This is a genomic window from Micromonospora sp. NBS 11-29 (assembly GCF_002140155.1).
Lineage (GTDB): Bacteria > Actinomycetota > Actinomycetes > Mycobacteriales > Micromonosporaceae > Micromonospora.
Map to the genome: position 1 here is coordinate 325,966 of NZ_NAPR01000004.1, position 6,439 is coordinate 332,404.

General features: G+C 65.1%; 6 protein-coding genes. 4 read left to right on the forward strand and 2 right to left on the reverse strand.

Going from position 1 to position 6,439, the window contains the following annotated elements; genetic code table 11:
* Nucleotides 1–58: 58 nt before the first annotated feature.
* Both B1205_RS05570 and B1205_RS05575 read right to left on the reverse strand, forming a co-directional pair.
* Nucleotides 59–385, reverse strand: coding sequence for a hypothetical protein (locus B1205_RS05570; RefSeq protein ID WP_254909736.1), 327 nt, complete (start codon nt 383–385; stop codon nt 59–61).
* A 10-nt stretch (nt 386–395) separates the two neighbouring features.
* The gene (locus B1205_RS05575) at nt 396–653 is read right to left on the reverse strand and encodes a hypothetical protein (protein WP_254909737.1); all 258 of its coding nucleotides are present in this window, start codon (nt 651–653) and stop codon (nt 396–398) included.
* Between the two features lie 599 nt (nt 654–1,252).
* Here B1205_RS05575 and B1205_RS05580 point away from each other — a divergent pair.
* The 4 genes from B1205_RS05580 to B1205_RS05595 all read left to right on the forward strand — a co-directional run bounded on the left by B1205_RS05580 (nt 1,253) and on the right by B1205_RS05595 (nt 6,374).
* Entirely contained in the window at nt 1,253–1,675 is a 423-nt protein-coding gene (locus B1205_RS05580) for a GntR family transcriptional regulator (protein ID WP_176308434.1), read from the forward strand.
* Nucleotides 1,676–2,051: 376 nt separating this feature from the next.
* Nucleotides 2,052–2,666, forward strand: a complete 615-nt coding sequence (locus tag B1205_RS28930; RefSeq protein ID WP_140157982.1) for a hypothetical protein — start codon at nt 2,052–2,054, stop codon at nt 2,664–2,666.
* A 1,559-nt stretch (nt 2,667–4,225) separates the two neighbouring features.
* Entirely contained in the window at nt 4,226–4,975 is a 750-nt protein-coding gene (locus tag B1205_RS05590; protein ID WP_089154632.1) for a ZIP family metal transporter, read from the forward strand.
* A 199-nt stretch (nt 4,976–5,174) separates the two neighbouring features.
* Nucleotides 5,175–6,374: a hypothetical protein gene (locus B1205_RS05595; RefSeq protein WP_089154633.1), complete on the forward strand. Its 1,200-nt coding sequence runs from the start codon at nt 5,175–5,177 to the stop codon at nt 6,372–6,374.
* The last annotated feature ends 65 nt before the right edge of the window (nt 6,375–6,439 follow it).

The window sequence follows — 6,439 nt, forward strand, 5'->3', positions numbered from 1 at the left end:
AGGCGTACGCAGCTTGGTCTGTCGCCCGGCCGGCGAGGGCGTCCGACTGTGTCGACGCTCAGGGGTGCTCATCGTGCTCTTCCAGATGTAGGCCCTTGGTCATCATCACCAGGCGGACGTAGGTCAGTTCGTAGATGAGTCGATCCAGACGGATCTGGTCGAGCAGGACGGGCTGAGTCGCGCCGTCGCGGGTGGCGTCGAGCTTCACGACCAGGTCCCGTCGCCCGAACCGGTCGAGCAGCATCTGAACGCTGACCCAGCCCGTCCGCTCCTGGCCCACGGTGGCGAGAAAACCTCGGTGCATCGGGTCGTCCGGTCCGCACCCTTGGCACCACGCGGGGCATCCGACGACATCGGTCACCGACCCCAGGGCGTACTCCGGCATGCTCCTTGAATCAGTCATCACGGCTCCCGGGATCTCCGCCCGCCTCGATCACCAGGCCCGGCAGGCACTCGGCCAGTCGAACGGCCTGGGTCAGGGACAGCTCAGCCCAGCCGATACCGGCCCGGCACGTCGCATGCACCGCGACCAGGGGCGTCCGAGCGTCAACACCGACGAGGTAAGCAACCACCATGCCGCCCGCGCGAGCGTTACCGACCCGATGCATCGCACCGCGATGGTGGCGAGTCATCTCCGTCATCAGCGGCGGCACGAGGTGACCGCAGCGATCGGGAGCACACCAGTCCGGGTGGCTCGTAACGTCAGCGCACTTGTTCGTAGGCGTCACCACGGCCACCGCCCGTCACCGTCCCGGTAGACCTGGACTCGCGTGATCGGCGGGGTAGACGGCAACGCGGACGACTCCCGTGCCTGCTCGACCGACCATCGCGCCGACATCGGGACCGCCGGGCACACAGCCGGTGGGACGTATCGCTTTCGGGGCCACCACAGGGAGAGCCGGCGGCGTCGACGAGGACAGCTAGACATCGCACCTCCACAGCTAGAAGAGAGCCGGCGACCGACCACGGGGGAAATGCAGCCGGCCACCGGCTCGAATGAAGGCACGGCGCACCGCCCGACGGGCACGGGTCGGGTATCGCCGAGCCAACTTGTCCGCGCGGCTACCGCAACCGGTCCGACAGGACGCCGCGCGTCAGGTGCGACCAGGACCAGCACGAGACCACCCCTGACACGGGCCGTCACCCTGGCCGCACCTCACGAAACGTATCTACAAGTGGACGAGTTGTCTAGACGTCGAAACGGACCGCCTGGTTGGCACTTGGTAAGACAAGTGCCAGGTACGGTGAGCAGGTGCCCACCCCGCACTACGGCCAACCCCGCTACCGCGTCATCGCAGGTATTTTGAGGGAACGCATCGAACGTGGCCTCATCGGACCAGGGTCACTTCTGCCCTCCGAGAGCACCCTTACGGCTGAGTTTCGAGCAAGCCGAGGCACGATCCGCCAAGCTATGGCCTTATTGCGAAATGACGGACTCGTAGCCACTGAGCACGGGAGGGGAACGTACGCCATTCCGCATGGCCGGGACTGCAAACCGTCACAAATAAGCTATCCAGAGGTCAGAAAGCAGATAGTCGCTGCGGATGCAACTTTGGCAGCTTTATTCAACATAGAAGTCGGCGCTAGACTAATTGAGCATGAAAGCATAATACGGATAGACGGACGAGTCGAGAGCATCATCCGAGAATACCGAGCATACATTGAACAGCGCTGAACTCGGCTCCACTTGTTTAAGCGCATCGAAATCCACGGAGTAAGGGTGAACTTCGAGCAAGATCGTTTCTTCCGCGATATCTATTCAGCATCCCTTGACCTGTCAGTCAGGCAGGTCATCGAACTGGTAGACACCGGGGCACTTGACTTGAATCCCACGTTTCAGCGGGGAGACGTCTGGAGTAGAACCCAGCAAAGCAATTTCATTGAGTCACTNGCTCGGTGATTGACGGCAGGCAGCGCCTAATGGCGATCAACAGCTTCGTTAAGAACGAGCTTCGGCTGACCGGGCTAGAGTTCGCATACGAATTCGACGACATGAAGTTCGACGGACTCCCACCCACTGTACAGATGCGCTTCCTCACCAGAANCTTTTCGTGCGACTCAACACCGGAGGAGAATCGCTATCACGACAAGAAATCCGCAATGCTAGGTTTCCAGGGCTTTTTAACGAGAGCCTAAAGGAGCTCGCTACGGACAGCTTCTTCCGCGCTCAGATCGGACGGAACATCCGTGGTGGCCGAAGTCGCACTGGCATGGCGGACGTAGAATATGTGCTACGCTTCTTCGCTCTCCTCAACCTAGAGGAACGGCATGAGAAAAGCCTACCGATCGCCATGGACCGATTCATGGCCGAGAATCAACACGCTTCCCTCTCCGATACAGGAGCTCTGAACAAGCGCTTTCTGCGGGCGCTCCGCGCCTGCGAAGCAATCTGGGGAGAGCAAGCCTTCCAGCTCTATCGGCCAAACCTGGGCTGGCGATTCATCGGCACGCCCTTAGTCTATGACGCACAGATGCTTGCCTGTGATCTACTTCCGGAATTCGTTCTGGAAGAGTCAATTAAGCATAGAAATCTTGTCATTCAGGAAATGGTTAAAATAGGCGGAGAGTATCGATTCTCAGGTTTGGCTCGGGCAGCCAGCCCGCATTATATCAAAGAATTCTCTAGAGCAATTAAGGAAATGCTGGAAGAAATCGCTACCAGGTAGGCAGCATGAGCGCCGTAGATAATCTCCTAAACCGACTGTCGTCCATCGACGCCGCCCTTGCAGCCTTGAGCACCTCGCCCGCCACAAGCGCCGCTGTCTCCGACCACCTGATGCGAGGCATCGCGGTTCACGGGCTCATAGCGGTCGAGTCATTCCTTAAGGAAAGAATGCTGGAGTGGTCTGCAACTCTAGCAGCTGCGCGAATCCCTCCAGGCAGCTTGCCTGGAGGGACGACTCTGTACGAGAACCGGGTCTTAGAGGTACTACCAAAAAGAATTAGGGACGCAGAGTATTCAAACAGTGCCCACCGCTCCCTGCTCCTTCAAGAAATCGGGCATTCCCTCACTTCTCTATATTCCGGGACATTCATGCCACACCACATGGCATTCATGTGGGCCGGCTCGAATATCCGCGCATCAGATGTCGAGGCGATAGTCTCTTTGGTCGGCACACCAACAGATAAAGTCTGGGGTGCCCTGACCCGAATTTGGCAGCAGGTCGATAAATATGCCCCGGGAAACGCGAGCTTTAAGACGGTTTTTGAGCTACTTTGCGAGTTACGCCATGCTGCCGCCCACCAAAGCTCCCCTGCCATCCCACTGCCGCACCTGCGAAGCACCCCTCGGAACGCCAAACTGGTATGCCTATGCATAGACGTAGCCGTTTCGCGAAATCTAAAAAACATAAGTGGACTGACATCCAGGAGAAACTCAAATCAACTACTCATCCGGAGGATCGTCAAAGATGGAAACAGGTGGCCCGAGTACGGCCCTGGCCGACAAACCGCAGTCAAGCGACATCCTTCCCTCGCTGAAGCCCTGCAAGCATCGATTACCCGAGCCTCAACCAATGGGGAGTTAATCTTAGTGACCGACAGGGCCGAAGATATCTTGGATTGGCGGTTTCCTGTCTGACTTTCGTGACCACGCTGTTCATCGCTATTGCTGCCGATTTCCTCTTTTTTGGATCAAGGCACCGCGCTCCGCGCGGTGCGGGCGGCAAGCCCGGCCGGCGGCAAGCCGCCCCGGCCGCCTACGGCGCCGGGGCGGTAAGCCACCGAAAGCCGCCGGGACACCGCCCCCCACGGGAAGAAGAACCAGCATCAGCGAGGCCGTGACGGAAGCCAGCGCGGCCGCTCTGGTCGTGTGGTCCGGGCTTCCGGCTGCCGCGCCAGTCCAACCCCGGGACTGGCTTGCCACCGAGTCACCTGGTCGCGGCACCAGCTCCACCGCCAGGACACGCCCGGCCTCCCCCACAACCGCCGGCCCCGCTCCGGAACGATCGAGCGCAGTCCCTCAGACGGCCCACGGCGGCGCAGTCAGCCCGCCCCGAGAAGGAGGTCAACTGAGCCGGCGCTCAGGGCGTCACCAGGGCGTCAGGGCATCGTCAGGGCGTCAAACGCCGGCCAAAGTTGACCAACGACGACCACCGGCGCCCGGACATAGAACCAGCTCAGAGCCTTGATCAAAGCTCTGAGCTGGTGGGCAACGGATGAGCCTACCTGTTCGTCGACTTCTGACCCTGGTTGGCCGCCCCGCGCCCGGGGTAGGGTCCCGCGCGTGCCGGAATGGGTGGAAGCGGGATTCTGGGGCCTGCTCGCCGGGTCCGCCCTGTTGATCGGGGCGGCCGTCGGGTTCTTCGTGCGGGTGCCGCGCCGGGTGACCGCGTCGGTGATGGCGTTCGGCGCCGGCGTGCTGCTCTCCGCCGTCTCGTTCGAGCTGATCGACGAGGCGCACGAGCAGGGCGGCCTGCTGCCGGTGGCGATCGGCGCGGTGGTCGGGGCGCTCGCGTACACCGGGGCAAACGTCCTGCTGTCCCGGCGCGGCGCGCGGCACCGCAAGCGCTCCGGCGACGAACAGCCCTCCGAGCAGGAAAAGCCCGGCTCCGGTACGGCCATCGCGGTCGGCGCGCTGCTCGACGGCGTACCCGAATCGGTGGTGATCGGCGCGGGCCTGCTGGCCGGCGGCCCGGTCAGCCTGGTCACGGTCATCGCGGTCTTCCTCAGCAACGTGCCGGAGGGGCTGTCCAGCGCGGCCGGGATGCGGCAGGCCGGGCGGACCAGCCGCTACGTCTTCGGGCTCTGGACCGCCATCGCCGTGATCTCCGGTGCCGCGTCGCTCGCCGGGTACACGCTGCTCGGCGGCGCCCCGCCCGAGGTGCTGGCCACCATCACCGCGCTCGCCGCCGGCGCGATCCTGGCGATGATCACCGACACCATGGTCCCGGAGGCGTTCGAGGACGCGCACCTGCTGGTCGGCCTGATCACCGTGCTCGGCTTCCTGGTCGCGTTCGCCCTCTCCCACACCTGAGCACCTGCTCGCGGCTCCCACCGTGGGCGCGGCTCGCGGCTTAGCGGCGGGCGCGGCTCAACGGCGGGCGCGGCTTAGCGGCGGGCGCGGCTCAACGGCGGGCGCGGCTCAACGGCGGGCGCGGCTCAACGGCNTAGCGGCGGGTTAAGGATCGCCGGTGGGTTCGTGCCCGGACGGCCGGTCGCCCTAGCATCGGCCGGTGCGCGTCAAGCCCGCCCTCACCCTGCTCGCCCTCGCCCTGGCCGCCGCGACGCTGCCCGGCTGCGGCGGCGACCCCGCCGACCCCTCCACCGCCCCGGCCACCGCCGCCGACACGTCGGCCGCCCCGGTGGCCGGCGCCGAGGCAGACGCACCGACGGCCCCGCCGAGCGCCCGCACCGGCCTCGGCCGCGCCGCGCCGAGCCCTAAACCGACCACGGTCGCGTTGCGCACCGGCAACCCGGACGGGAAGGCCACCGTGCCGGCCGAGGCGCGGGCGGTGGACACCTCGCGCCCGACCCGTACCGTCGGCAGCGGCACCGCCGCGAGCTGCACCTCCGCGGCGGTGGTGAAGGCGGTCGCGGCCGGCGGGATCATCACGTTCGACTGCGGCCCGGCGCCGGTGACCATCACCATGAAGGCCACCGCCAAGGTGGTGAACGCGCACGGCCCGCGCATCGTGCTGGACGGCGGCGGCAAGGTCACCCTGAGCGGCGGCGGCAGCCGACGGATCCTCTACCTGAACACCTGCGACCCGGCCCAGGGCTTCACCACCTCGCACTGCCAGAACCAGGAGTTCCCGCAGCTCACCGTACAGAACCTGACCTTCACCGACGGCAACTCCACCGGCGAGACGATCGAGGGCGGAGGGGGCGGCGCGATCTTCGTCCGGGGCGGACGGGTCAAGGTGGTCAACTCGCGGTTCGTCGACAACCGCTGCGACCGCACCGGCCCCGACCTGGGCGGCGCGGCGCTGCGGGTGCTCAGCCAGTTCGAGAACAAACCGGTGTACGTGGTGAACAGCACCTTCACCGGCGGGGTGTGCGCCAACGGTGCGGCCCTGAGCAGCATCGGCGTCTCCTGGACGGTGTTGAACAGCGTCTTCCGCGACAACCGGGCGGTCGGCACCGGCGCGAACCCGGCCCGCGGCGGCACACCGGGCGGCGGCAGCGGCGGCGCGATCTACTGCGACGGCAACACGTTCACGGTCACGCTCGCCGGCACGGTCATCGAGGGCAACAGCGCCAACGAGGGCGGCGGCGCCGTCTTCTTCGTCAGCAACGACCGCACCGGCACGATGTCGATCAGCAGCTCGACCCTGCGCCGGAACCCGAGCCGAGGCTTCGAAACGAAGGGCTTCCCCGGCATCTTCTTCCTGGGCGCCCACCCCCCGTCAACAACCTCCTCCCACCTCTCCTAACCACCCTGCCCCCGCCCCACCCCGCCCCACCCCACCCCGCCTCGCCCCGCCTCGCCCCACCCCAC

Excerpts from the sequence above, each read along its gene's own strand:
- B1205_RS05570 (WP_254909736.1), bottom strand. The coding sequence starts at position 385 with ATGCCGGAGTACGCCCTGGGGTCGGTGACCGATGTCGTCGGATGCCCC.